The sequence below is a fragment of the Curtobacterium sp. PhB25 genome (assembly GCF_004365375.1).
Taxonomy (GTDB): domain Bacteria; phylum Actinomycetota; class Actinomycetes; order Actinomycetales; family Microbacteriaceae; genus Curtobacterium.
Genome location: NZ_SODR01000001.1, coordinates 978,822 through 1,003,151 on the forward strand (window position 1 = coordinate 978,822; position 24,330 = coordinate 1,003,151).

Annotated in this window: 21 protein-coding genes and 2 tRNA genes; 5 read left to right on the forward strand and 18 right to left on the reverse strand. The window is 72.4% G+C overall.

Annotated elements, in window-relative coordinates; genetic code table 11:
* Nucleotides 1-113: 113 nt before the first annotated feature.
* From EDF51_RS04445 to EDF51_RS04500, 12 genes are all read right to left on the reverse strand, one after another.
* Nucleotides 114-719: a histidine phosphatase family protein gene (locus tag EDF51_RS04445; protein ID WP_134193942.1), complete on the reverse strand. Its 606-nt coding sequence runs from the start codon at nucleotides 717-719 to the stop codon at nucleotides 114-116.
* Entirely contained in the window at nucleotides 716-1,105 is a 390-nt protein-coding gene (gene crcB / locus EDF51_RS04450; RefSeq protein WP_134193944.1) for a fluoride efflux transporter CrcB, read from the reverse strand. Before crcB ends, EDF51_RS04445 begins: the two co-directional genes overlap by 4 nt.
* Nucleotides 1,102-1,545 (reverse strand): CrcB family protein, encoded by a 444-nt coding sequence (locus EDF51_RS04455; protein ID WP_134193946.1) that lies wholly within the window; start codon nucleotides 1,543-1,545, stop codon nucleotides 1,102-1,104. Before EDF51_RS04455 ends, crcB begins: the two co-directional genes overlap by 4 nt.
* Nucleotides 1,546-1,681: 136 nt before the next feature.
* Nucleotides 1,682-2,089: a RidA family protein gene (locus EDF51_RS04460; RefSeq protein WP_134193948.1), complete on the reverse strand. Its 408-nt coding sequence runs from the start codon at nucleotides 2,087-2,089 to the stop codon at nucleotides 1,682-1,684.
* A gap of 67 nt (nucleotides 2,090-2,156) precedes the next feature.
* Nucleotides 2,157-2,232, reverse strand: a tRNA-Glu gene (locus EDF51_RS04465).
* 33 nt (nucleotides 2,233-2,265) lie between these two features.
* Nucleotides 2,266-2,341, reverse strand: a tRNA-Glu gene (locus EDF51_RS04470).
* Between the two features lie 432 nt (nucleotides 2,342-2,773).
* Complete coding sequence (locus EDF51_RS04475; RefSeq protein WP_134193950.1) at nucleotides 2,774-3,409, reverse strand: MBL fold metallo-hydrolase; 636 nt, start codon at nucleotides 3,407-3,409, stop codon at nucleotides 2,774-2,776.
* A gap of 121 nt (nucleotides 3,410-3,530) precedes the next feature.
* Complete coding sequence (locus tag EDF51_RS04480) at nucleotides 3,531-4,559, reverse strand: LacI family DNA-binding transcriptional regulator (protein ID WP_134193952.1); 1,029 nt, start codon at nucleotides 4,557-4,559, stop codon at nucleotides 3,531-3,533.
* Nucleotides 4,560-4,580: 21 nt separating this feature from the next.
* Nucleotides 4,581-5,051, reverse strand: a complete 471-nt coding sequence (locus EDF51_RS20125; RefSeq protein WP_200849176.1) for a hypothetical protein — start codon at nucleotides 5,049-5,051, stop codon at nucleotides 4,581-4,583.
* Between the two features lie 5 nt (nucleotides 5,052-5,056).
* Entirely contained in the window at nucleotides 5,057-5,869 is an 813-nt protein-coding gene (locus tag EDF51_RS04490) for a carbohydrate ABC transporter permease (RefSeq protein WP_243650055.1), read from the reverse strand.
* Between the two features lie 95 nt (nucleotides 5,870-5,964).
* A complete protein-coding gene (locus EDF51_RS04495; protein WP_131879923.1) occupies nucleotides 5,965-6,942 on the reverse strand; it encodes a sugar ABC transporter permease in 978 nt (325 codons plus the stop codon).
* 156 nt (nucleotides 6,943-7,098) lie between these two features.
* The gene (locus EDF51_RS04500; protein ID WP_123294821.1) at nucleotides 7,099-8,382 is read right to left on the reverse strand and encodes an ABC transporter substrate-binding protein; all 1,284 of its coding nucleotides are present in this window, start codon (nucleotides 8,380-8,382) and stop codon (nucleotides 7,099-7,101) included.
* Between the two features lie 295 nt (nucleotides 8,383-8,677).
* Here EDF51_RS04500 and EDF51_RS04505 point away from each other — a divergent pair, with 295 nt between their 5' ends.
* Nucleotides 8,678-9,997, forward strand: coding sequence for a glycosyltransferase (locus EDF51_RS04505; RefSeq protein WP_131846380.1), 1,320 nt, complete (start codon nucleotides 8,678-8,680; stop codon nucleotides 9,995-9,997).
* 241 nt (nucleotides 9,998-10,238) lie between these two features.
* Here EDF51_RS04505 and EDF51_RS04510 read toward each other — a convergent pair whose 3' ends face one another.
* Nucleotides 10,239-11,531 (reverse strand): glycosyltransferase family A protein, encoded by a 1,293-nt coding sequence (locus EDF51_RS04510; RefSeq protein WP_134193954.1) that lies wholly within the window; start codon nucleotides 11,529-11,531, stop codon nucleotides 10,239-10,241.
* A 182-nt stretch (nucleotides 11,532-11,713) separates the two neighbouring features.
* Between EDF51_RS04510 and EDF51_RS04515 the strand changes: the two genes are divergently transcribed.
* The 4 genes from EDF51_RS04515 to EDF51_RS04530 all read left to right on the forward strand — a co-directional run bounded on the left by EDF51_RS04515 (nucleotide 11,714) and on the right by EDF51_RS04530 (nucleotide 15,707).
* The gene (locus EDF51_RS04515) at nucleotides 11,714-11,938 is read left to right on the forward strand and encodes a hypothetical protein (protein WP_133937168.1); all 225 of its coding nucleotides are present in this window, start codon (nucleotides 11,714-11,716) and stop codon (nucleotides 11,936-11,938) included.
* A gap of 135 nt (nucleotides 11,939-12,073) precedes the next feature.
* Nucleotides 12,074-12,988, forward strand: coding sequence for a beta-1,6-N-acetylglucosaminyltransferase (locus EDF51_RS04520; RefSeq protein WP_111086034.1), 915 nt, complete (start codon nucleotides 12,074-12,076; stop codon nucleotides 12,986-12,988).
* Nucleotides 12,985-14,529 (forward strand): oligosaccharide flippase family protein, encoded by a 1,545-nt coding sequence (locus EDF51_RS04525; RefSeq protein ID WP_134193956.1) that lies wholly within the window; start codon nucleotides 12,985-12,987, stop codon nucleotides 14,527-14,529. The genes EDF51_RS04520 and EDF51_RS04525 overlap by 4 nt, the downstream gene beginning before the upstream one ends.
* Entirely contained in the window at nucleotides 14,526-15,707 is a 1,182-nt protein-coding gene (locus tag EDF51_RS04530; protein ID WP_134193958.1) for a glycosyltransferase family 4 protein, read from the forward strand. Before EDF51_RS04525 ends, EDF51_RS04530 begins: the two co-directional genes overlap by 4 nt.
* Before the next feature lie 42 nt (nucleotides 15,708-15,749).
* Here EDF51_RS04530 and EDF51_RS04535 read toward each other — a convergent pair whose 3' ends face one another.
* From EDF51_RS04535 to EDF51_RS19790, 5 genes are read right to left on the reverse strand one after another with little or no spacing between them, the layout of a single operon-like run.
* Nucleotides 15,750-16,757: a glycoside hydrolase family 16 protein gene (locus EDF51_RS04535; RefSeq protein WP_134193960.1), complete on the reverse strand. Its 1,008-nt coding sequence runs from the start codon at nucleotides 16,755-16,757 to the stop codon at nucleotides 15,750-15,752.
* The gene (locus tag EDF51_RS04540; protein ID WP_134193962.1) at nucleotides 16,754-18,748 is read right to left on the reverse strand and encodes a PIG-L family deacetylase; all 1,995 of its coding nucleotides are present in this window, start codon (nucleotides 18,746-18,748) and stop codon (nucleotides 16,754-16,756) included. Before EDF51_RS04540 ends, EDF51_RS04535 begins: the two co-directional genes overlap by 4 nt.
* Nucleotides 18,735-22,286, reverse strand: coding sequence for a glycosyltransferase (locus EDF51_RS04545; RefSeq protein WP_134193964.1), 3,552 nt, complete (start codon nucleotides 22,284-22,286; stop codon nucleotides 18,735-18,737). The genes EDF51_RS04540 and EDF51_RS04545 overlap by 14 nt, the downstream gene beginning before the upstream one ends.
* Nucleotides 22,283-23,245, reverse strand: coding sequence for a glycosyltransferase family 2 protein (locus tag EDF51_RS19785; RefSeq protein ID WP_166673487.1), 963 nt, complete (start codon nucleotides 23,243-23,245; stop codon nucleotides 22,283-22,285). Before EDF51_RS19785 ends, EDF51_RS04545 begins: the two co-directional genes overlap by 4 nt.
* Complete coding sequence (locus EDF51_RS19790; protein ID WP_166673488.1) at nucleotides 23,242-24,183, reverse strand: glycosyltransferase family 2 protein; 942 nt, start codon at nucleotides 24,181-24,183, stop codon at nucleotides 23,242-23,244. Before EDF51_RS19790 ends, EDF51_RS19785 begins: the two co-directional genes overlap by 4 nt.
* Nucleotides 24,184-24,330: the final 147 nt, after the last annotated feature.

Below are 24,330 nucleotides of genomic sequence, written 5' to 3' on the forward strand. Positions count from 1 at the left end.
ACCTGGAGACCCGTGCCGTACCTGGTCGTTCCGGGCACACCTGGTCGTTTCTTCTGACCAGGTGTGCCCGATCCCACCGACCATCGCGCGCGTTCGGGGAAAGAACGGGCGCGTCAGTCGCGGGGCTGGATGTTCCAGGCGTCGATGACCGGGCGGCCGTGCTCGTACCCGAGGACGCTGACCGATGCGGTACCGAGCTTCAGTACGGCACCGTCCTGCGGCGCAAGCCGGATCCACGCGGCGCCGAGGGCACGCAGCACGTGGCCGTGCGCGACGAACACGGCGTCCTGCCCCTCGGCGAGCACCGGACGAGCGCGGTTCAGGATGCGCTCGACGCGGACCCGGACTTCGGCGGCGTTCTCGCCAGGTGTGCCACCGGCGGGTACTCCGTCGGTCCAGAGGTCCCACGGCCCGTGGCGCAGCACCTTGATCTGCGGAGTGGTGAGCCCTTCGTACGCGCCGTAGTCCCACTCGTACAGGTCCTCGTCGAGCTCGGGGTCGACGCCGATCAGGTGCGCGGTGTCGCGGGCACGCTGCAGCGGACTCGACAGGGCCAACGCGAACGAGCGGTCGGCCAGGTACCGGCCGGCGCGCTTCGCCTGCTCGACACCGTTGTCCGTCAGCGGGATGTCGGTGCGGCCGGTGTGCTGCCCGCTCTTCGACCACTCCGTCTCTCCGTGACGGACGAGGACGAGTTCGCCGGGGCGTTCCGAGGTCATGAGTTCCTTCCGATCCAGAGGCCGAGCGCAGCTGCGCCGACCGAGACGACGAGCATCCCGAGGCCGTGCAGGACGGCGAGCCGGGGCTTGCCGGATCGGAGGAGCTGGACGGTCTCGACGCTCGCCGTCGAGAACGTCGTGTACCCACCCATCATGCCCGTCCCGAGCACCGCGACCGCCGGGAGCGGGATCGTCCCGGCCTGCCCGAGGCCGGTGAGCAGGCCGAGGACGAGCGATCCGGACACGTTGATCAGCACGGTCCCGAGCGGGAACCCGGCAGTCCGCGAGCGGGACGTGCGCGTCTTGACGAGGCCGTCGAGCAGGAACCGGAGCGCGGCTCCGACTCCCCCGCCGACGACGACGAGCAGCAGTTCGAGCGGGTTCACGACGCGCCTCCGTCCGGGCCGGTCGGACGCGGTCGGAGCCGCCCGGCGATCAACACCCCGAGCGCGACGGCGCCGAGCCCGAGGACGACGGACAGCAGTGCGTACCCGCTGCCCGCACCCCACCGACCGACGTCGATCAGCTGCGCGGTGTCGTCCGCGAGCGTGCTGTACGTCGTGAAGCCGCCGAGCACGCCGGTGCCGACGAACAGCCGGAGCGTGCGGCGCCCCTCGACGTCGGGCCCTCGCAGCGCGAGCGCCTCGAGCAGGAGCCCGAGACAGAAGGCCCCGACGACGTTGATCGCGAGGATCACCCAGCTGATGCCGTCGTGGCCGGGGAACGCCTCGGCGAGCAGTGCGCGGATCGCGGTCCCGATCGCGCCGCCGAGCGCGACGAGGGCGAGGAAGCGCCAGCGGAGGTGCGGCGGTCGCGCATCGGTCATCGGTACTCCTATCGCCGAGCACGCCGGATCGTCTCCGCGCGTGCGGTGTTCTCGGGATAGGGACCGTTGGCGCCTCGTGCGCGGTTGGGTCCGGCAGGCCCCACTGCCGGGTCTGACGACCCGTCCAGCGTACTGCTCAGTCGGCGACGGCGGCGATCGCCTCGACCTCGACGAGCTGGTCGTCGTAGCCGAGGACGGTCACGCCGAGCAGCGTGCTCGGCGCGTCGTGGTCTCCCATCGCGGCGCGGACGACGTCCCAGGCGGCGACGAGGTCCTGCTGCTCGGTCGTCGCGACGAGCACCCGCGTCTGGACGAGGTCGTCGATGCCGGCACCCGCGGCAGCGAGGGCGGTCCGCAGGTTCGCGATGCACTGCGCGGCCTGCCCGGCCACGTCACCGACGGCGACCGTCGCGCCGTGTTCGTCGAGCGGATAGGCCCCCGCGAGGAACACGAGCCGTGTCCCGGCCGCCACGGTGGACGCGTAGGCGTACTCCGCGACGTCACTGAGCGCTGCGGACCGGATGAGCTGGACGGCACTGGACACGGAAGCAGCCTGGCACACGACGACGAAACCCCCGGCGAGCCGGAGCTCGTCGGGGGTTTCGTGGTGCTGGTGACCCCAGCGGGATTCGAACCCGCGTTACCGCCGTGAGAGGGCAGCGTACTAGGCCGCTATACGATGGGGCCGCGGCTGTTGTCGGACTCGGAGCATGTCACCTGTGGTGACCCCAGCGGGATTCGAACCCGCGTTACCGCCGTGAGAGGGCAGCGTACTAGGCCGCTATACGATGGGGCCGTTCCGACAACTCGACAAGTATTGCACAAGCCGCGCATCGCGCCAAAACGAGGCGTGTCGCCCGGGTGTGCCGCCATGCCGCGCCCGGCATACGGCGCTCGCTGCGCGTGCAGATTCCGACAGAACACCGGTTGAACGACGCGCGTTCTGTCGCAACATGCAGACGAATCCGTTGCGTGCGCATCGAGCGACGAAACACCCGTCGAACGACGCGCGCTCTGTCGCAACATGCACGCGCATCGGTCGCGCGGCCGTGGACGCGACCGCCCATCGGACGGGAGGCCCGTGGCGGGCCCGCCACGGGCCTCCCGTCCGACCGCGCGCACGTCCGGAGCCGCACTTCGTGAGCAGGAATGGTCGCGTCGGTCGGGCCCACCCGACCATTTCTGCTCACGAAGCGACCACGGCACGGGCCCGCGCGGTCCCGCGCGGTCAGATCGTGAGCGACTCCCCCGGCCGCAGGATCTCGAGCACGCCGTGCGGGGCGAGCGCCTCGCGGAGCCGACCGGTGTGCATGCCGTAGCCGATGTCGGAGAGCGTGGCCTCGTGGATCGGGTAGGCACGGGCCGGGGCGAGCGCGGCGACGTAGTCCATCATGTCGGCGACCTTGAGCCACGGGGCACCGACGGGTGCGGCGAGGACTTCGACGGGCACGCCCGGGTCGGTGTACGAGTCGCCGGGGTGGAAGAGCGTGCGGTTCACGAGCACGCCGGTGTTGTCGACGATCGGCACCGAGGAGTGGATGAGCTGGTGCCGCGTGCCGTGGAAGTCGAGCTCGAACGGGCCGACGGTGCGGTGGTCGCCGTCGGTGACGACCTCGACCGCGATGCCGGAGTCGGCGAGCGCCGCGCGGACGCCCTCGGGGCCGAACACCACGGCGTCGGGGTTGGCGGCGAGGATCCGGTGCAGCTGCTCGGGCGTGACGTGGTCGGGGTGTTCGTGGGTGACGACGACCGCGACGACCCCGGTCGCGTCGACGGGGCGGGTGAAGTCGCCCGGGTCGAGCACCAGGCGTGCGTCGCCGTCCGACAGGATCTGGCAGGCGTGTTCGAGCTTCGTGACCTCCATGCGGGCGACGCTACCCGCGGCGGGCCGGGCGGGGTGGGCGACTCGGAACGACGTCTCCGTCGTCGTACGACATCGGGATCGTCGTTCCGAGTCGATCCCGCCCACGCACCACCACACACCCTCACCCCGGCGGCGGCCCCGTCGTCCCCCGCACCACCAGGTGCGCCGGCGCCGCGACGATCGCTCCGGCAGCGCCGCCGTCGACCTCGGCGAGCACTGCCCGCGCCGCTGCGCGCCCCTGCGCCTCCGGGTCCTGTGCCACGGTCGTCAGGCCCACGGTGGCGCCGTACTCGTGGCCGTCGATCCCGATCACGGAGACGTCCCCCGGCACCGACAGCCCGGCCTGCCCGGCGGCGAGGAGCACCCCGAGCGCCATCTCGTCCGAGGCGCACAACACGGCAGTCGGGCGATCGGGCCCGGCCCCAGCACCGGCACCGGCACCCCCGCCGAACAGCGCGTTGCCCGCCGCGAGCCCACCGGCGAACGAGAACCGTCCGTCGAGCAGCCACCGGTCCGGCACCGCGTGTCCGGCGGCCCGCATCGCGTCGACGAACCCGTCCCGCCGCAGGTGCGGCACCGCCACGTTCATGCCGGCCTCGTCCTGCCCGCCGACGTAGGCGACCCGCCGGTGTCCGAGTCCGCACAGGTGGTCGACCGCGATCCGGGTGACGGCTCGGTCGTCGACCCCGATGTTCCGCAGGCCCGGTGCGGGTCCGCCGATGACGATCATCGGGTGCCGGGTGAGTTCGAGCTCGGCACGCTCGGTCGCGTCGAGCACCAGGGACAGCAGGACCAGAGCGTCGACACGGTGCCGCAGCATCGAACGCCGGAACGCCCGGTCGCGGTCGCCGCCCGGCCCGCCCAGGTTGTAGAGCACGAGGTCGTACCCGGCCCGCCGGAGTTCCGCGTCGACGCCGCCGAGCGCCTTGACGTAGAACCACCGGTCGATCACCGGGACGACGACGCCCACGGCGCGCTGCCGCCCGGTGGCGAGGCCGGCCGCCGCCGAGCTCGGGACGTACCCGAGTTCGTCGGCGACCCGTCGGACCTCGTCGATCGTGGTCTCCGCCACGTTCTCCATGCCGCGCAGCGCTCGCGACACCGTGGACTTCGACAGTCCCGTGACGGTCGCGATCTCCTGGATCCCCATCGATACGACCCGGAAGGCCCGTCAGCCGTCCGTGCCGTGTGTGACGCCCGCCGGACGGTCGGCTGCAGTGCCGGGGGCGGCTTGCGCGACGGCCGCTGCGGTCCGGCGCGCCCGGTGCGGTGCACGACGACCCGCTGGTGCGAGCTCGTCCCACCCGCTGTGCTGGTGCACCCGCCCGTCCGCCGAGGGCCGTGGCTGACGACGGGTGTCGTCGCCGCGAGCGGTGCGGACGGGGGCGACGGCAGGCGCGGCACCGATGCCGTCGGTGGCCCCGTCGACGACCGCGTGGCGGCGGAGCACCCGCACCCGCCACCGGTCGAGCGCCACGACCCCGAGCACGCAGACCAGCAGGGTGAGGGCCCAGCCGAGTGCCGGTCGACCGGTGACCTCGCAGAACACCGTGGCGCCGAGGAACAGGATGCCGAACATGCCGACGAAGCCGATCGCCTCTTCGATCCGGGCCGTGGGCCGGGTGGGTCCGCGCTGTGCCATGGTCGTCAACCCTTCACGCCACCGGCGGTGAGGCCGGCCACGATGCGTCGCTGGAAGATGAGGACCAGGATCACGAGCGGGATCGTGACGATCGTGCCCGCGGCCATGACCGCCGTGTACGGCTCCTGGTGCGGCTGCGACCCGGCGAACGAGGCGATCGCCACGGTCACCGGCTGCGTCGCGTCGCTCGAGAGCTGCGAGGAGATCAGGTACTCGTTCCAGCTGGAGATGAACGCCAGGATCGCCGTCGTGAACACCGCGGGGGCGGCGAGCGGCAGGATGATCCGCCGGAACGCCTGCACGCGGGTGCAGCCGTCGATGCGCGCTGCTTCCTCGAGGTCCCACGGCATCTCGCGGAAGAACGACGCGAGCGTGTAGACCGTCAGCGGCAGCACGAACGAGATGCTCGGCAGGATGAGCGCCTGGTAGGTCCCCATCCACCCGATGTCCGTGAAGAGCTGGAACAGCGGGGAGATGAGCGCGACGCCCGGGAACATCGACGCCGCCAGGATCGCGCCGGCGATGAGCGACTTGCCGCCGAACTCGAGGCGGGCGAGGGCGTACGCCGCCGTGGTGCCGACGAGCAGGGCGATGATCGTCACGACGCCGCCGATGAGCAGGCTGTTGGCGAGCGCCCGCCCGAGGTGGTTGCCGAGCGACGTGGAGAACGCCGTCGCGTAGTTGTCGAGCGTGACGTGCGTCGGCCACGGGGTGGCGTCGAACGTGAACCCGACGTCGCGGAAGCTCGTCACCACCATCCAGTAGAACGGCAGGAGGCACCACACGGCGATGACGATCGCCTGCACGGCCGTGCGGATCCGGGGGCCGGTGTCGCGGCGGACCCGGACGTCGGCGCGGTCGACGGCGCGGTCGCGTGCTGCTGCGGTGGACCGGGGGCGGTCTGCTGCGAGGGTCACTTGAGTTCACCCTTCTGCTGGGCGGCCTGCGTCTGCACGACGTTGGCGCCGAGGAACCGGACGAAGACGAACGCCACGATGAAGATCACCAGGAAGGTGATGGTCGACAGGGCCGACGCGGAGTTGAAGCCCTGCCGGATCTGTTCGACGACCAGGATCGACAGGGTCGTGGTGGCGTTGCCGGAACCACCGCCACCGCCGGTGAGGATCGCGGGCAGGTCGTACATGCGCAGCGCGTCGAGCACGCGGAACAGGATCGCGACCATCAGCGCGGGCTTGATGAGCGGCAGGGTGATGAGCACGAAGCGCTGGAACGTCGACGCGCCGTCCATCTTGCCGGCCTCGTAGACCTCCTCCGGGATCAGCTGCAGCCCGGCCAGGATGAGCAGCGCCATGAACGGTGTGGTCTTCCAGGTGTCGGCGATGATGACCGCCCACCGGGACGCCCACTCGCCGCTCGTCCACAGGATCTGCTGCCCGAGGACGTGGTTCAGGACGCCGTTCGCGTCGAAGATGAAGTACCAGAGCTTCGCGGTGACGGCCGTCGGGATCGCCCACGGCACCAGGATCGCGGCACGGACGAGCGCGCGGCCCTTGAAGTTGCGGTTCATGATGATCGCCATCCACACGCCGATGGCCGTCTCGAACGCCACGGTGACGACCGTGAAGAAGAACGTGTTGCCCATCGACACCCAGAACTGGGAGCCGAGGCTGCCAGGCGGGCAAGTGACGTTGCCGCACTGCTGGCCGAGCCAGTGCGCGTAGTTCGTGATGCCGGCGAACCCGCCCTGCACGAACAGGCCGGTGGCCTTGTCGAGGCCCTGGTCGAGCTGGAACGACTGGATGATCGCGCTGATGACCGGGTAGCCGATGACGATCGCGAGGAGCAAGATCGTCGGGCCGATGAGGTACACGGCCCACCGGCCGTGCTCGGCGTTGAGTCCGCCCTTGCGCCGTTGGCGCTTCGGTTCCATGCCCGTCGGGTTGGGGATGGCTGCGGGGATCTCGGTTGCTGCTGACACGGGTCGGCCTCCTTGCCGGGGGTGTCGGAACGCAAGTAGGGGCGGACTGGAGGCACGTGCCGGGATGGCACCGTGCCTCCAGTCCGATGCGGCGTGAGCCGCGTGTCGCTAGCTGCTGGTCGCCGCCTTGAGGGCGTCTTGCATGTCCTTCATGGCTTCGTCGACCGACTTCGATCCCTTGAGCGCCGCGTAGGTGTTGTCCTGGATCGCCTTCGTCACCGCCGGGTAGAACGGCGTGACCGGCCGCGGCTCCGCCGACTCGATCGACTTGAGCAGCGTCGGCAGGTAGGGCAGCTTCGCCGTCAGCTCGGAGTCGGTGTAGAGGTCACCGACGACCGGGGCGAGCGAACCCTGCGTCGCGAAGAACTTCTGCGTGTCGTTCGAGATGAGGAACTCGAGGAAGTCGTGCGCCGTCGCCTTGTGCTTCGAGTACACGCTGATCGCGGCGTTGTGGCCGCCGAGCGTCGAGGCACCGGTGCCGTCCGCACCCGGGATCGGTGCGATGCCGAACGTGTCCTTGACCTTGCTCGAACCGTCGGTCTTCGCCAGGTTGTAGACGTACGGCCAGTTGCGCAGGAACAGCAGCTTGCCGGCTTCGAACGCCGTGCGACCCTGCTCCTCCTGGTACGTGATCGCCTCGGCCGGGATGTTCCCGTCCTTGAACGCGTCGACCAGGTTCTGCAGGCCGGCCTTGGCGTCCGAGGTGTCGACGTCCGGGTCCCCGCTCTTGCTGAGCACCGAACCACCGGAGCCGTTGATCGCCTCGGAGGCGTTCACCGTCAGGCCCTCGTACTTCGCGAACTGCCCGGCGTAGCAGCCGATGCCCTTGTCCTTCGCGATCTGGCAGTCGGCCATCATCTCCTTCCACGTGGTCGGAGGCGTCTTGACGAGGTCCTTGCGGTAGTAGAGCAGCGCGCCGTCCGAGGTCTGCGGGGCGGCGTAGAGGGTGTCGTTGTACGTCGCGGTCTTCACCGTGGCCGGCAGCAGCTTCGAGGTGTCGATCTTCATGTCACCGGTCAGCGGCGTCAGCCAGCTCTTCGCGGCGAACTCGGCGGTCCAGACGACGTCCACGTCGACGACGTCGTAGTTGGCGTCCTTGGCCTGGAAGTGCTGCACGAGGTCGTCGTGCTGCTGGTCGGCCTGGTCGGACTGCTCCTTGAAGGTGACCTTCTCGTCGGGGTGGGCCTTGTTCCACTTCGCGATCAGCGGGCGGACGACGTTCGAGTTGTCCTTGCCCTGCACGTACGTGATGGGTCCGCGGCTGTCCTGGCCGCTCTTGGCGTCGTCCGAACCGGCGCCGGAGCTCCCGCTCGAGCAGCCGGTGAGCACGAGGCCGATGACGGCGACCCCGGCAACGGATGCGAACCGCACCCTGGAGCGTGTTGTCTTCACAGCGTTGTCTCCTCATTGAGATCACCAGGGGGCATCGATCGGGTTCGACGACACTGCCCTGGAGCAGGCGCCGCTGCCTGCTGGTGGAGGAAGCTACGCCCGCCGCAGGGGTTCCGCAACCGGTTGCATCGGTTCCGTGACCTGAGCGTGACCTTGGAAGTCCCGGAGACTTCCTGGGTGAGCGCTCACCCTCGTTCGAGGGACCCCTGCGCGCCACTGCGGAACTCCGCATGAACACCGCCACCGGTGTCCCGCACCGTTGTCCGCACCCACGGCCCCACGTAGCGTCCACGACATGGCCACCCTCCACCCCGCCGACACCGTGCCCGCACCGCGCCGTGTCATCGGCGTCGACCTCGACGCCCCGCTCCCCCGTCTCGTCGCCGACGAGACCGGCGAGTCCGCCATGGTGATCGGCTACCGCGGCGGCCACCCCACCGGCACCCTCGACGTACTGCTCACCGACGACCCCGCAGACGCGGCCCGCGCCCTCGAGGCGCTGCAGGAGACCGTCCTGGCCGACGTCCCTGCGGTGTCCGACGACGACCTGCCGACCATCTCGGTCGTCGTGTCCACGATCGTCGACCGCGTCGAGGACCTCGGCAAGCTGCTCGACGTCCTCGAGCACCTCGACTACCCGCGGCACGAGGTCATCCTCGTCGACAACCGCGTCCGCGTCCCCGCCGGCGACGCGCTGCCCGCGATGCTCGCCGGGCGGAACGTCCGCCTCGTCGAGGAACGCCGCCCCGGTCTGTCCGCCGGACGGAACGCCGGTGTCGCCGCCGCGACCGGCGACGTCATCGCCTTCACCGACGACGACGTCCGCGTCGACCCGCAGTGGCTCCGCGCCATCGGGTCCCGGTTCGTCAGCGAGCCCGGCTTGGACGCCGTCACCGGCGTGATCCTGCCGAGCGAGCTCACCACCCCCGCCCAGATCTGGTACGAGGCGTACTACGGCGGGTTCAGCGCCGAGCGCACCTTCTCGCCCGTGACGATCGTCCCGGACGACGTGCAGGGCACCATGCGGCACGCCCGCGTCTCGGCGGTCACCCCGTCCGGCGAGGTCCTCAAGCACTTCGCCGTCTACGGCATCGGCGCGTACGGCGCCGGCGCGAACATGGCCTACCGTCGCACCCTGATCGAGGCCGTCGGCGGCTTCGACCACACCCTCGGCGCCGGCTCCCCCGCCCGTGGTGGCGAGGACCTGGCGATGTTCATCGAGACGCTGTGGCGCGGCGGGAAGATCGGCTTCGAGCCCCGCGCGGTCGTGCACCACCGGCACCGCCAGACCATCGAGGACCTGCACAAGCAGCTGCACGGCAACGGCGTCGGCTTCACCGCGCTGATGTTCGCGCTCGCCGCGAAGGACAAGCGGCACGTCGCCGTCCTCGCACGCCTGATGCCGCTCGCTGCGAAGGTCAAGTCGAAGCAGATGCTCTCCCGCCTGGCCGGACGCCGGGACGCCGCGACCGAGGTCACCAACGACGCCTCGACCACGCGCATCCCGAAGACCCTGGCGTACCACGAGCTGCGCGGGTTCCCCGCCGGCCCGGCCGCCTGGTTCCGCAGCCGACGCCGCTGGCGCGACGTCGAGGCCGGCCGCTTCCGGCCGTAGTCGCGCAGCGTGACGGACGGGAGGCCCGTGGCAGTGTCGCCACGGGCCTCCCGTCCGTTCGTTGTCGGGTCCGACCGACGCGGTACGACACTCGCGATGTCGCACGACGTCGAGGACGTCGCCCCCACGCGCACGCAACCGTTGCGCACGCAACAAGCGACAAGACACGTGTCGTACGACGACCGTCTTGTCGCAAACCGGGTGCGGCGACCCCGCCCAGCCGCGCCCGGCGCCCGGCGCCTCAGCGCGCGGTCAGCCGCCCGGCCAGGTACCGCCACGGCCCGCCCAGCGCGGCCGTCAGCTCGGCGCGCTTGAGCCCGCGCGTCGCCTCGGTGAACTCGGCGTCGACGGGCCAGCCGCCGCTCGCGTCGACGGGGCGCTCGTCGGCACCCTGCCCGAGCGCGCCGAGCCGGCGGAGCGCGCCGGCCGCACGCCGCAGCACCGCGAACGCCGTCGAGGGCCGCAGCACGAGCTTCGTCACCCAGGCGCCGAGCCCGGTGCCGTAGCCGATCGCCTGCGAGCGCAACGCGGCACGGTCCTTGCGGTGCTCGTGCCAGACGACGGCCGAGGGCTCCACGGCGAGCGCCCCACCGGCGAGCAGGACGCGGGTGAACAGGTCGGGGTCCTCACCGGCTCGGGCGCGGGTGCCGGGGCCGAGGGCGACGTCGAAGCCGCCGAGCTGGCGGACGGCGTCGCGGCGCACGGACATGTTCGCGCCCGTGCCGAACGCGCCGACGGTGAAGGGGAACAGGGGCTCGTCGACGGGCGGGGCGGACGTGCGGTACACCCGGCGCTCGAGGTTCCGCGCCCAGGTCACCCGCTCGTCGAAGAAGCGCTGCGTGGGGGTGCGGAGCTCGCCGCTGGGGACGAGTCCGGTGACGCACCAGACGTCGGCGTCGCGCTCGTAGGCGGCGGCGATGGCGGCCATCCAGTCGCGGTCGACGACGACGTCGTCGTCGATGAACGCGACGATGCCGCCGGTGGCGCGGGCGAGTCCGGCGTTGCGGGCGCGGGAGACGCCGGCACGTGCCTCGAGGACGTAGTGCACGCGCGGGTCGTCGACGGCGGCCACGACGTCGCGGGTGCCGCTGGTGACGGGCGCGTTGTCGACGACGAACAGCTCGAAGTCGTCGTACGCGGAGTCGAGGACGGAGCGCACGGCGCGGGCGAGCGCCACCGGGCGCTCGCGGGTGCCGATGACGACGGAGACGCGCGCGCCGTCCGCGGGGGCGTCGACCGGGAGGCCCGGGGCCGGCAACCGACGCAGGGCCGGTCCCAGCTCGGCCGGGTCCACCGCCCCGCGGTCGTCGACGCGCACGTCGACGAACCCCGCGACGTCGCGGCCGTCGCGCACCATGAGGCGGGCGCGGCGGAAGCCGCCGGCGCCGGCGAGGTGCACGGTGTCGGCGGCGAGCGCCGCGGACCGGTCGACGGCGCCGACCCAGGCAGCTCCGACCCAGGTGGGGGCGTCGGGCGAGGGCATCGCGGGGTCGAGCGTGAGGGCTCGTTCCGCGGTGGTGGTGTGGTCGGTCATGTTCGTCCCGTCGGGCCGGTCTGGTCGGGTGGACGTGGCAATGCTCCGCGCGCGTCGAGAGGGGGTCAACCGCGATGCTCGGAGGATGCGGGGAGGCTGCGGTTTGCCGCCACTAGACTCGCGGGAGACGCCGGTCGACCCGCCGGTGCGACCCCGGTCCCCGCCGGACACGAGGAGGACGCATGCCGCTGGCCCGAACGATGGACCGGCTCGGCCTGACCAGGCGTCCACGCCCGACGTTGCACCTGGTTCCGGACCCCGAAGCGTCCGACCTCGTCGTGGTGCACCTCGATGCCGACGACGCCGCGTGCGGCACGTGCGGGCACGCCCAGGCGGCACACGAGCACTACCGTCCGGGCACGGACTGCGCGCTCTGCGACTGCCCGAAGTTCCGCCGCGCCCGCTGACGAGATCCCCCTCGCGCGATCCCCCTCGCGCCCCCCCCCCCCCGGATCGGGGGCGCCTGCGGGAAACCGCCGTTCCCCCGCAGGTGGTCCCGACCTCCCTTGTCGGTGCTGCCGGGCCCGCTTAGCGTCGCGGACATGGCCATCACTCCCACGCCACTCGCGTGCATCGTCCTCGCCCACGAGGACCCGACGCACGTCCGTCGGCTCGTGGCGGCGCTCGACCCGTTCCCGGTGTTCCTGCACTGCGACGCGAGCACCGACGACGACGTCTTCGAGGCGATGACCGCCGGCCTGCCCGAGCGGGTGCACGTGCTGCCGCGGATGCGCACCGGGTGGGCGAAGTGGGAGAACGTCGCGGCCGAGGTCGCCGGCTACCGTGCTGCCCTGGCGCAGACCGACGCCACGCACGTGGCGCTGCTGACCGGCAGCGACTACCCGCTGGCCGACGCCGACGAGATCTCGGCGCTCCTGACCGCGAACCCCGGGCGGTCGTTCGTCGAGGCGAAGCCGCTCCCGCACCCCGCGTGGGGTCGCGACGGCGGTCGGTCGCGCGTGCGGTTCCGGCACTGGGCGTGGCGGAAGCACATGCTGCGCCTGCCGGTCCCCCGTCGGGTCCCGCGCGACGTCGTGTTCGGCGGCGGCTCGCAGCTCAAGGTCCTGGCCCGCCACCACGCGCAGGGGGTCGTCGACGTGTTCGACGGGCGCCCCGACCTGGTGGCGTTCTGGGAGCGGGTGTGGATCGGCGACGAGACCTTCGTGCCGTCGGTCCTGCTGACCCCGGCGTTCACCCCGGACTTCGCGGACGCCCACGCGGTGCAGCCGCTCTGGTGGATCGGGTGGGACGGCACGAAGCAGAAGAGCCCGCCGTGGCTCGGGATCGAGGACGCCGGCCGGGTGCTGGAGCGTCGTACCGCGGCTGACCAGTCGACCCCGTACGTGTTCGCCCGGAAGTTCTCGACGTCCCGGAGCACCGACCTGCTCGACGTGGTCGACGCGACCTTCGGGCTCCGCACGTCCGCCGACGACCAGCCGGTGGTGGTGGCACAGTGACCGTCCCCCAGACCCGACGCGAGGCGCGTGCGGCCGAGGCGGCCGCGCTGGCTGCACAGCCCGACGACGACGAGCTCGAGGCGTCCGTGCAGCCGGCGGCCCCCGGCGCGCTGTCCACCGACACGGACTCGATCGCCGTCGCACGCGGCTCGTCCGTCCTGTTCGGCCGGGGCCTGCTGTACGTGGTCGTCTGGTCGATGCAGCTCGTCGTGAGCTCGCTGATCTCCCCCGTGCTCGCGCACCTGATGCCACCGGCAGAGTTCGGCGTGCTGGCCTCGGCGATCGCGCTGTACCAGGCCCTGGTGGTCGTGGCCGTCTGCGGCATCGACCAGGCGTCGGTGCTGCAGCGCGCCGAGGACGGCGACGACCGGCGTGCCCGCGGCCTGATGTTCGTCGGCATGGTCACCGCGGTCACCGTCACCGTGTTCGCCCTGGTGTCGATCCCGCTCTGGGGCGACGCCGCGGGCTTCGTCGACCAGCACCCCCTGCTGCTGGTCGCCGTGCTCTGGACCGGGCCCGCCGCGATCGTGCAGCTGTCCCTCGCGTTGCTCGTCGCCCAGGACCGCATCCGCGTGTTCGCCGTGACGAGCCTGCTGTCGTCCGTCGGCGGGTCGATCATCGGTCTCGGGCTCCTCGCCGCCGTGCACGCTGACGCGACCACGTACGCGTGGGGCGGGGTCGTGGCGCAGGGCGCTGCGATGGTCATCGGCATCATCGCCACGAAGCCGCGGTTCCGCGGGCTCTTCGACCACCGCACCACGGTCCGGGCGTTCAAGCTCGGTGTCCCGATCGCGCTCGGCAGCCTGTCGTACTTCGTCCTGAACGCCGGTGACCGGCTCGTCGTGCAGCGTCTGCTCGGTGCCGACGAGGTGGCCCGCTACCAGATCGCCTACGTCGTCGGCTCCGCGGTCATCCTGCTGTTGACCTTCACGAACCAGGCCTGGGCGCCGCACTTCGCCGCCCTCCGCGACGCCGTGGCCCGCCGCCGGCTCGCCATGCACGCCCGGGACGAGCTCTACATGCTCCTCGCCCCCGTGCTCGTCGCCGTCACCCTCGTGTCGCCGGTGGCGCTGCCGATCCTGGCCCCGGCGTCGTACCGGGTCGAGTCCCTCACCGTCGTCGTCTTCGTGGTCGCCCTGACCGCGTTCCCGGTGGTCGCGAGCGGTGCGACCGGCCGGCTCCTGCTGGTCGAGCGCCGCGGCGTGACGGTCGGCGTCATCGGCGCCGTCGCCGGTGTCGTGAACATCGCGGCGAACCTGGTGCTGGTGCCCCTGACGGGCATCGTCGGCGCGGGCATCGCCACGGTCATCGCCTACGCCATCCTCGCCGCACTGCAGCAGGCCTCCCTGCCGGACCGCCGTGAGTGGCGCGGCCCTCGACGCCGGGTGCTGCTCGCCATCGCGATCGCGATCGCCGTCGCCGCGGCCTCGCTCCTGCCCCCACAGGACCTCGCCTGGAACATCGTGCGCATCGTCGGCGTCGCCGCGTGCCTGCCCTGGTTCTTCCGCCGCCTGAAACTCGCTCGCGGAGGATCCGCATGACCCGTCCCACCCCCCGTCCGCTGCGTGTCGTCGTCGCCACCAACGGACTCGCCATCACCGGCGGTGTCGAACGCTGCGTCGTCGAGGACGTCGGCGAGCTCGTCGCGGCCGGCCACGAGGTCGAGGTGTGGCACCGCGCCGGTCCGGACGGCGACCCGGACGAGGGCCGCGCGGTGTTCGACCGGCTCGGTGTCCGACTGCGCCACGCCCGCGACTACCGCTTCGGCATCCGGACCGCCCCGACGGACGTGTTCCGCTTCGTCCGTGAGGGCCTGCGCCTCCGCCGGTCACGCCCGGACGTGCTGTGGCTGAACCGTCCGGAGTTCCTGCCGTGGGGCCGCGTCGTGTCCTTCGTGTCCGGCGTCCCCCTGGCCGTGCACCTGCACCACGCCCCGAACTACCGTCGGCTCGGCCCGTTCGCCGGCGGCCGGACCCGGTACCTCGCGGTCTCGGCGGCGATGGCCCGTGCGTGGACCGCCGTCGGTGCCCCGCCGGACCGCGTCGACGTGGTCCCGAACGGCGTGGACACCGCGGCGTTCCCCGCCGCCACGCCGGCGAGCACACGCCGAGCACGCGCTGCGCTCGGCCTCGACCAGGACCGCCCCGTGGTGCTCTACTACGGACGGCTCACGCGGTCGAAGGGCGTCCTGGCCCTCCTGGAGGCGTGGGGTCGCGTCCACGCGTCGGCCCGCGTCCTCGTCGGGCCCGGCACACCGCCCGCCCCGGCTCCGGTGCTCGTCCTGGCGGGTGCGCTGTACCCACAGGACGCCCCCGCCGTGCACCGCGCGATCGCCGCGTTGCCCGAGGGATCCGTGGTCGTGGTGCCCGAGCGCGACGACGTCGTCCCCCTGCTGCACGCCGCCGACGTCGTGGTGGCTCCCTCCATCGAGCCCGAGGGGTTCGGCCGCGTGGTCGTCGAGGCGATGTCCACCGGACGCCCCGTCGTCGCGGCGGCGTCGGGCGGCACCGCCGAGATCCTCAGCGGCGAGTGGACGCGCTTCACCGTCGACCCCACCGAGACCGCCGCGCTGGCCGACAAGGTCCTCGAGGCGCTGCACGCGGCCGAGACCGAACCGGGACTCGCGGACCGGTGCCGCGCCTGGGTGCGGGACCGGTACGGCCGGGAGCGGCACGTCGCGGCGCTGCTCCGGGCGCTCGAGGCGCACGCAAAGCACTGATGGACGAAGACCGAGCGGTGCCGACGACGACGTCGGCACCGCTCAGTCGTTCGGGTCCGTCGTCGCGGTGTCGTCCGGCAGCGACGCGCTCGGCGCGGCACCGTCCGCCGGCACGTCGATCGTCATCCAGTCGATGAGGAGCGACCCGGCGGCGTCCGCCGGTGGGTTCCCGTCGTTCGACCCGGCCTGCACCACGAGGTGCATCCGAGCGGTCGGGATGTTCTCCGTGGTCGTGCCGACGACCTCGTCGTCGACCAGGAACGACATCCGGTCGGCGGTCCACTCGATCGTGTACGTGTGCCAGTCCTGCAGCGACGCCTCGGTCTGCTGGTGGATGCACTTCTCGGCCGGGTCGGCCAGGCAGTGCACGTTCAGCCAGGCGGGCGCGCCGAGCGCTCCCTCCGGGAAGTCGATCTCACCGTCCGACCACAGGTTCTCGTCGCTCCACAGCAGCACGGCGACGCCGTAGCCGTCGACCTCGTCGCTGCGCATCCGGATGCTGTACCGGCCGGCGGTCTGCCCGCCCCACTCGCCGTCGACGAGCGGCACGACACCGCCCGCCAGCGGCACCCCGGCGCGCGTGGTGCGCAGACGCACGTCGAGCACGCCGTCGTGCGCCGACAGGGTGGACGCCTGGTAGCGTCCCGTCCCCGCGGTGTCGGCGAACCCGTGGTACGCGACGAACCGGTCCGAGTACCGGGACTCGAAGGTCCGGTTCGTGGCGGCGTCGGCGAAGTCCTCGCCGAACACCCGGGTCCACCCCTCGGGCTCGGAGCTCGGCATCGAGACGCCGCTCGGGTCGTCGAGGGTCACGTCGTCACCGTTCGCCGTGGTGGTCGCGGTCGTGGTGCCGGCGACGATGCCGGCAGCCACGAGCAGGGCGCCGGCCGCGAGCGCGGTCCGGCGGGTGCCGGGGCGCCGCGGCGGCCGGTGCCGGGACAGGCCGCGACCGTGTGCCGGTGGGGCGCCGTGGGCGGATGCCGCGTCGTCGGCGACGTGTTCCGACCAGGTGCGGCGGGCCTCCTGGCCGTCGCCCTGCTCGTCGGTCACCCGGTCGTCCACGCGCGGATCTCGGAGAGACCGACGTTGCCGGTGCTGTTCGAGACGCCCGTCACCGTGAACCGCACCCAGGTGACGTCACGCGGGGTGAAGTCGACCGTCAGGGCGTCGCCGCCGTTCGGCAGTGTGCCCACCGCGACCTGGCTGCCGTCCGAGAACGTCAGGGTGCCGCTGGTGACCTGGTCCGAGCTGTTCGGGCGGTCGTTCAGGACGATCCGACCGAGGTGCTGCGAGGCGGCCCAGTCCAGCTGGATCCACACCCCGGTCCGGCCCCACGGGGCGACCCACTCGGCCGTCGGGTTGTCGGGGTAGCCCGACACGACGCCGTCGACGGCCTTCGCGACGGTCTGCCCGGTGGACTGGTCGTCCCACGCGGCGGTCGGGGTGGCCGACCCGGTGACGTCCGACAGCGTCGGCGTCGGGTTCGGCGTCGGCGTCGGGGTGGGCGTGGGGGTCGGCGTCGGCGTGGGCGTCGGCGTGGTGTCCGCCGGCCGGAACGCCCGGATCTCGGCGAGGCCGACGTTCCGGGTCGTGCTGCTCACGGAACCGACCGTGAACCGCACCCAGGTGACCTGGCGGGCGCTGAACGCGACACGCTGCACGGCTCCCCCGTTGTCGAGCGACGGGACGGCGACGCTGGTGCCGTCGGAGAACGTCAGCGTGCCGCCGGTCACCTGGTCGTCGCTGTTCGGCCGGTCGGCCAGGTCGATCTCGTGCAGCGTGGTTCCCGCGGACCAGTTCAGCTGGATCCACGTGCCCGCCCGGCCGCCGGGCGCCGCCCACTCGGCCGTCGGAGCGTCCGGGTAGCCGCTCACGACGCCGTCGACGGCCTTCACGGCGGTCTGACCGTCGGCCGGGTTCTCGGCGCTCGCGGTGACGGTCGCGCCGGCGGTGACGTCGGTGCCCTGCGAGGTCGGCGGGTCCGTCGGGGGCTGGGCCGACGAGCCGACGGCGTACTGCCGGCTCAGCCAGGAGCCCTCCGGGCGCGACGCGCAGGCGGAGGTGGAACCACAGGTCTCACCGTCGTACGCGGCGTAGGCGAAGAAGGCGGCGGCCTTCGCGGCCGTCTGCGCGGAGCTCAGGTTCGACGGGCGGTCCGCGATCGGGTACCCGAGGTAGCCCGTGAACGTGTGCGCCGCCGTGTACGCGGACTGCGCCTGGTCGGCGAGGTACGCGACGGTGTGGTGGTCGCTGTGGTCGCCGTCGCCGTACGTGCCGCCGTGGTCGAGCGTGTGGACCTCGGTCGGCGCGTACCCGGTGACGAGCCCGGAGAACGTCGCGCGCAGGTCGGTCAGCGAGAAGGACGTCGGTTGGGCTGCCCCGGCGACGGTGTGGATCGTGCTGATCTGGCCCTCGTAGAGCTTCTCCAGGCTCTCGCTGCCCGTGGCCGCGAAGCCGGAGCCGTCGATGTTGCCGTCCGGCAGCTCGAGGAACACCAGGCTGAGCCGCGGGGCCGTCGCCAGGGTCGCCGTGCGGAGCGTGTGGCCGGCGACCGAGAGCTGCCCGGCGGTCCAGTTCGACGAGACGCCGGCGATCGACGCGTACGACGCCATCAACCCGTTCTCGCGGGACTGCCAGTACCAGGCGGGCTTGCCGGCGTCACCGGCGGTGACGATGACCGAGCGGACGCACTTGCCGGCGTCGATGTCGGCGCGGAGCTCGGTTCCGGAGAACAGCAGGTCGTCGTCGGCGTGCGCCACCATCGTGAGGACCCGGCCGGCGCTGCAGTCGGCGTTCGCGGCGGCCGTGCCACCCGTCGGTGTGCTGCTGGGCGTCGGCGTCGGTGTGGGCGTCGGCGTACTGGTCGGCGTGCTCGGCGGCGGTGTCTTCCGACCTCGTGCGTCGGCGGACATCGCACCGCCGGGTCCGGCGATGACGGCGACGACGACCGCCAGGACCCCCAGGACCGCCGCGGCGGACGCGGCGCGCGTGCGCCACGTCCGCCGGGAGGCCCGGGCCGTGCGTTCCTCAGTTCGTCGCATGCGCCAGCCCAGCCGGGGTCAGTTCGTAGACGGCGGTGGTGCCGGAGCCGAAGACGCGCTTCCAGTAGGGCGAGTCGGCCATCGCGGCCGCGAGCTCCTGGTAGTCGGCGTCGGTCTGGTACCCGTACCGCTCGTCGTAGGCGCCGAAGGGCTCGGCGACCAGTGCGTAGTACTTCGTCGCCGGCCAGTCCAGGACGAGCTGGCGGGTCATCGTGGACACGTCGGCCTCGGCGTCGTAGCCCTCCGGCTCCGGGTACGCCCCGAGGACCTCGCGGGACAGCGCCCCGACGTCGAAGTAGCGTGCGCCGGTGTTGCTCGGGACGGCGTTCGCCGAACCGGTCAGCAGCATCATGGAGCCCTTCGGCGCGGTCGCGTCGTAGAACTGCGTCGCCGCCGACTGGCTGCGCGTCGGGACGCGGTTCCAGTCGAGGGCGGTCTGACCGAACGCGCCGATGCCGACCATCGCGGCGACCGCGGCCGCAGCGACGACGACCTTGACCGCCGTGGGCTGCACCGCACGGGTGACGAGTCGACCGACGGGAGCCAGCCGGCCGCTGGGCATCGGGAGCCCCGCCGCCAGGATCGCGATCCACGGTGTCGCGAACAGCACGACGCGGAAGATGCCCTCCTGGCCGTAGTTCGTCGCGACGAGCAGCGAGATCGGGCTCGCTGCCGTGGCCAGCAGTCCCCAGTGCACGCGGTCGCGGCGCATCAGCACGGTGATCACGGCGACGAGGCCGAGGACCACGAGGGCCGCCGCGGGGATGTCGAACGCGAGCCGTGTGACGAGCGGCTTCGGCAGGACCGTCATGTCGTGCGACGGCGGCTGCACGTTGTCGAGCACCTTGCCGACGGCTCCCAGGGACAGGAACTTGCCGAGGATGTCGTCGTTCAGCAGGGCGAAGCCGACGGCGGGGACGAGCACCACGACGGGGAGCCACCAGGGGCGGAGCAGTCGGAACACGATGAGCGTCACGAGTGCGGCGACCGTCAGGTACGGGGAGATCTGGTGGGTGACGACCAGCACGATGCCGATCAGGGTGATCGCGATGATCCGGGACAGGCCGACGCGGCGGGCCCGCAGGATCGTCGAGCGGACGCCGTCGGCGGCGGTCACCGCGGTGCGTCGCAGCGGGCCGACGGCCAGCACGAGGATCACCAGGGACATCAGGATGCCCACCGACTGCGGCGAGAAGTACGTCGTGTTGAGCGAGCCGGTCATCGCGGTCAGGAACGCGGCGATCCAGGGGCGACGGTTGCCCGGCAGCCAGTTGGCGGCCAGGACCCCGACGGCGATCGTCGTGCTGAAGGCCAGCAGGACGGGGACCCACGCGGCGATGGTCATCGCGTTGTCGATCCCGCCGACGTCCGCGACCCAGGCGCCGCCGGCGAACAGGCCGGACCACGTCTGGAAGATGTCGGCGGCGGGGTTCGTCGAACCCCAGCGGCGGATGTACTCGAGCACGCCGATGTGACGGGCGGCCGCCATCACGGTGGGCATGCCGTAGGTGATGGCCTGTGCGAGCTGGATCGACCCGCCGAGCACGACGACCGGGATCGCGAGTCCGCGACCGCGCACCAGGGCGACGACGGCAGCGGCGACGACGATCGCCAGTCCGATGACCAGGCCGGGGCCGAGCGACCCGAACAGCCCGTCCGGCACCGGGTCGCCGATGTGCGTGAGCGCGGCGACGACGATGACGAGCAGGCCGACGACCGAGCCGGCGGTGACGGTGTCGGTGGTGGTCCAGCGCCGGGCCGTGGCGCCCTCGGCGGCCGGCTCGAGGCGGGCGCGCTGCAGTTCGGCGACGTCACGCGGCACGGCGATCGCCAGGGCGACGGCGGTGAGCACGACGACCCCGACGAACGGCACCGTGGGGTTCCAGAGCTGGAACGTCGCCATCGTGTAGCCGATGCCGATCGTGCCGACGAGCGACGCCGTGACCGCGAAGACGCTGAAGCGTGCCAGCGGCATCGGGCGGACGAGCAGCAGGGGTGCGACGCCGAGCAGCGCGAACAGGTACACGCCGATCGCACTCCCCCGCAGTACCGGGAGTCCGGCGATCGCGGCAACCCCGGCGACGAGGAGCGTCAGGACGACGATCGCCGCTGCGGTGAGTCGTGCGATCGGGCTCATCGCGTCCACCGCGAGCGGGCGGGCGGGACCGGCCGAGGCCAGACCGTGCCGGAGCTCGTGGCGACCGCGGGCGTTCCGGTCGATCGTGCCACCACCACGCAGTCGTTCGACGAGCGCCAGGAACGGCGCCGTCAGGACCGAGCGCTGCTCGACCCCGCGCAGCCGCCGCTGGGTGGCGGCGAACTCGGCGTCGACCGCGTCGGGCACGCGGTCCGCGTCACCGGGCTGGTCGCCGGCGATGTCCGTCGCACGGTCGCCCTGCTCGAGGCCGAGTCGTGCGAAGGCGCTGAGCGCCTCGGGCGCTGCGTCCACCGATGCGGTGAGCGACTCGCGGTCGATGGCGTTCTTGGTCATCCAGGCTCCGAGTCCGTGGCCGTGCGCGGCTGCAGCGGCGCGGAGCGACGCGACGTCGTCCGCCGATCGCTGCCACGCGATGGCGGCCGGTTCGACGGCGATCGCGGATCCGGCGAACAGCAGTCGTGTGAAGAGGTCGAGGTCGTCGCCGGCACCGACGCGGGTGCCCGGTCCGAAGGCGGTGTCGAAGCCGCCGATCCGGAGCGCGGTCGCGCGGTGCACGGCGAGGTTGTCACCGGTGCCGTAGGCAGCGGCGGCGAAGGGGTGGTGCGGGGGCGCGTCGTCGGTGCCGTCGAGGCGGAACACCCGACGGCGGACGGTGCGGCCGGCTGCGGTGCGGTCGTCGTGCCAGCGCTGCGCGGGGGTGCGCAGTTCGGCGCTCGGGACGAGCCCGGTGACGCAGGCGACGTCGGGGTCCGCGGCGAAGGCGGTGGCCAACGCGGCGACCCAGTCACCGTCCACGACGGCGCCCTCGGCGACGAACGCGACGACCTCGCCGCTCGCGGCGAGGAGTCCGGCGTTGCGGGCGGCGGCGAGGCCACCGGTCGGCGCGGCGATCGTGGTGACGCGCCGACCGCCGATCTCGACCGTCGCGGTGCCGCTGTCGTCGGCGCCGTGCGAGACGACGACGACGTCGAAGTCGGGGTACTCGTTGGCGAGCACCGACCGCATGGTGGTGCCAGCGGCCCCGTCCGTGCAGAGCACCACGGTGACGGACGGCAGCACCAGACCTGCTGCCGGCCGACGCTCGGGCACCGGCATCGGCCGGATCGCGCGCTGGAGGGTGCGGACGTCGATGGTCCCACCGATGCGGCGACGCTCGGTGATGTCCGCCTCGACGAAGCCGAGCGGCTCGCCGTGGTCGCGGACGAGCAGTCGAGCGCGCCGGTAGCCCGCGGCGCCCTCGAGTGCGACCACGTCACGGTGGCTGGACGCGTGCACGTCGGCGCGGTCGACCTCGCCGACCCACAGGGCGCCGTCCCACGTCGGGGACAGCGGCCCGGTCACGATCGGCGAGATGACCATCGCCAGGGTCGCGCGGGTCACCGCGTCCCCACCGGCTGGGGGACGGGGACGGCCGCCGGGGTGCGGACGACGACGCCACCGAGGACCCGCCCGACGGCGTAGCCCGTGACGGTCGACGCGACGGAGAGCACGATCGCGAAGGCACGCAGGGCACCGCCGCGACCGATGTGGCGCAGTTCGCGCAGCACCGCTCCGGGGATGACCTTCGTCAGGTACGTCGACTCGCTGGCGAGCGAGTCACCCGTGCCGACGCGACGGCTCAGGACGGCCTTCGAGATGCCCTCGTAGTAGCTGCGACGGCGCAGGTAGCGCATCGTCACGCGGTCCGGGGAGACCCGGTGCGAGACGTTCGAGCGCGGTTCGTGGCGGATGCGCGCACCCGGACGGGCCTGGGCGATGCGGATGCAGAGTTCGGTCTCCTCGCAGCCGAGCGGCTGGTTGCCGACGCGGCCGATGCCGGAGCGGAACCCGCCGGCGAGCATGATCGCGTCACGGCGGAACGCCATGCTCGAGCCGATGACGTTGCGCACGTCGCCGGGGGTCTCGGGCAGGCCGCGGTAGGAGCAGCCGACGATCCAGAGGAGTTCGTCGGCGTACGGGCCGGCACCGGTGGCGGTGGGCCAGGACGGTGTGGCCCGGCCGCCGACGCCGACGACGTCCGGGTCCTCGAGGGCGGTGAGCATGTGGCCGAGCCAGTCCGGGTCGGCCGTCGCGTCGTCGTCCAGGAACGCGACGACGTCGGCGTCGGTGAGGGCGACGCCCGTGTTGCGGGCACCGGACAGGCCGCGGTCCTCGGTGTTCGGGACGACGCGGAGCTCGGGCCAGCGCGCCGCGGCGCGGGCGAGGAGCTCGGGTTCGTGGTCGATCACGACGACGACCTCGGGGGCCTCGGGCTGGCGCTTGGCGGACTCGACGCTGTCCTGCAGGTCGCCCCAGCGCTGCTGGGTGTAGGCGCAGATGACGACCGCGACGGTCGTCACGCGACTTCCTCCTCGAGGCTGGCGACGGCCGCGACGGGGGCGCCGTGCGGGGCGTGCGCGCCGAGCGGGGCGTGCCCGGCCGCGTGGACCGGAGCGTGCGGCGTGGAAGCGTGCGGTGCGGAAGCGTGCGGTACGGCGGCCAGCTGCTCGGCCGGCGGCACGACGCTCATCGCGGCGCGACGGACCTCGGAGCGGCCGATCGCTGCGCGACGACGCTCGTGCATGATCGACTTCAGCACCCGGATGCCGTCGGTCACGGCGTTCAGGTTGCTCGAGCCGTGCACGCGGAGCTTCTCGTGGCTGGGGACCTCGGTGATCGCGAGCTCGGCGGCCGACCAGCGGCAGGTGAGGACGGTCTCGATCTCGAACCCGTCGCCCCAGAGCATCGAGCCGTCGGACGGCTTCGGCAGCTCGGAGGACAGCAGGCCGATCTCCGGCAGGACGTCGGCCCAGAAGGCGTTGTAGCCGTAGCAGAGGTCGCTGTAGCGGGTGCCGAGGATGATGTTGCAGAGCATGTTCAGGCCACGGTTGCCCAGGTTGCGGACGATCGTGATGTCGTCGCTGCCGCCGCCGAGCGAGTAGCGGGTGCCCTTCGCGACATCGGCGCCCTCGACGAGTGCCTGCACGAAGCGCGGGATCTCGTCCGGGTCGGCGGAGCAGTCGGCGTCGAACATGACGACGACGTCGCCGGTGACGGCCTCGAACCCGCAGGCGAGGGCGTTGCCCTTGCCCTTGCGGGTCTGGTGCACGACGCGGATGTCGGGCATCACGCGCTGCGCGGTGGCGATGGTGTCGTCGACGGAGTTGCCGTCGACCAGGATCACCTCGTACACCGGCGGGAGCTTCGGCAGGATGATCTCGAGGTTTCGGGCCTCGTTCCGCGCCGGGATGACGACGGAGACCCTCGGGTCTGCAGGGCGAACGGTACGTGCGGGCATGGGCGCGGTCCTGTCGGGTCAGGGTTGCTGTCGGGTTGTGGCTCGTGTGACGAGCGGCGCGTCCTCGGATGACGCATCGACGACGGTGACCGTCGTCGGTCGAGCAGCGGGACGCGGGTACGACGCCGCCGGCTTCGCAGGTGAGTG

Bases quoted from the DNA above. Each gene is read 5' to 3' on its own strand.
- EDF51_RS04445 (WP_134193942.1), bottom strand. From the start codon at position 719: ATGACCTCGGAACGCCCCGGCGAACTCGTCCTCGTCCGTCACGGAGAG.
- EDF51_RS04455 (WP_134193946.1), bottom strand. From the start codon at position 1,545: ATGACCGATGCGCGACCGCCGCACCTCCGCTGGCGCTTCCTCGCCCTC.
- EDF51_RS04475 (WP_134193950.1), bottom strand. From the start codon at position 3,409: ATGGAGGTCACGAAGCTCGAACACGCCTGCCAGATCCTGTCGGACGGC.
- EDF51_RS04480 (WP_134193952.1), bottom strand. From the start codon at position 4,559: ATGGGGATCCAGGAGATCGCGACCGTCACGGGACTGTCGAAGTCCACG.
- EDF51_RS20125 (WP_200849176.1), bottom strand. From the start codon at position 5,051: ATGGCACAGCGCGGACCCACCCGGCCCACGGCCCGGATCGAAGAGGCG.
- EDF51_RS04495 (WP_131879923.1), bottom strand. From the start codon at position 6,942: ATGGAACCGAAGCGCCAACGGCGCAAGGGCGGACTCAACGCCGAGCAC.
- EDF51_RS04505 (WP_131846380.1), top strand. From the start codon at position 8,678: ATGGCCACCCTCCACCCCGCCGACACCGTGCCCGCACCGCGCCGTGTC.
- EDF51_RS04510 (WP_134193954.1), bottom strand. From the start codon at position 11,531: ATGACCGACCACACCACCACCGCGGAACGAGCCCTCACGCTCGACCCC.
- EDF51_RS04515 (WP_133937168.1), top strand. From the start codon at position 11,714: ATGCCGCTGGCCCGAACGATGGACCGGCTCGGCCTGACCAGGCGTCCA.
- EDF51_RS04520 (WP_111086034.1), top strand. From the start codon at position 12,074: ATGGCCATCACTCCCACGCCACTCGCGTGCATCGTCCTCGCCCACGAG.
- EDF51_RS04530 (WP_134193958.1), top strand. From the start codon at position 14,526: ATGACCCGTCCCACCCCCCGTCCGCTGCGTGTCGTCGTCGCCACCAAC.
- EDF51_RS04540 (WP_134193962.1), bottom strand. From the start codon at position 18,748: ATGCGACGAACTGAGGAACGCACGGCCCGGGCCTCCCGGCGGACGTGG.
- EDF51_RS19790 (WP_166673488.1), bottom strand. From the start codon at position 24,183: ATGCCCGCACGTACCGTTCGCCCTGCAGACCCGAGGGTCTCCGTCGTC.